The sequence below is a fragment of the Mesorhizobium sp. M2A.F.Ca.ET.037.01.1.1 genome, assembly GCF_003998075.1.
Taxonomy (GTDB): Bacteria; Pseudomonadota; Alphaproteobacteria; order Rhizobiales; family Rhizobiaceae; genus Mesorhizobium.
In genome coordinates, this window is sequence record NZ_RZSA01001761.1 from 1 (window position 1) to 501 (window position 501).

Genomic DNA, 501 nt, shown 5'->3' on the forward strand with positions numbered 1-501 from the left:
AGTAGAAGCCGACCCCCTTGAGACCCAGCCAGGCGTCGGCGATGCCGACCGCCGCGACCGTCAGCGGGCTTGAACGCAGCGCGACCGCCGCCAGCGCCGTGCCGGCGCACCACGTCACCAGCGCCGAGGCCTCGTCGCCCGAAAGATGGTACATCTGTCCGATCAGCCCGATCGATCCACCGAACGCCGCCGCGGCAACGATCCACAGCGCCTCGCCGATCGCGGCATGGTCACGCGTCTTCAGCACCGCGCCGCCGACATAGCCGGCAAGAATGACCGCAAACAGAGCCGCCACGCGCAAGAGGCGCGGGAAGGCCTCCCAATTGGCGGCGACGAAGATCAGTATCGCGGCGCCGAACAAAAGCGCTGCCATCATCGCCAGGATGGAGCCGAAGCTCAGCGACGCGCGCTCATTGGCGGCAACATCGCGCGTCAGCGCCTCCGCCGTGGCGGGATCGACCAGCCCGATCTCCCGCCAGCGCGCGATATCCGCCCTCACCC

Annotated in this window: 1 protein-coding gene; it reads right to left on the reverse strand. The window is 69.1% G+C overall.

All coding sequences use genetic code 11. From position 1 onward, the window contains the following. Nucleotides 1-499 (reverse strand): DUF2157 domain-containing protein (locus tag EOA27_RS39670; RefSeq protein WP_127259121.1); only part of this gene is annotated, 499 nt, incomplete at its 3' end. Between the last annotated feature and the right edge of the window lie 2 nt (nucleotides 500-501).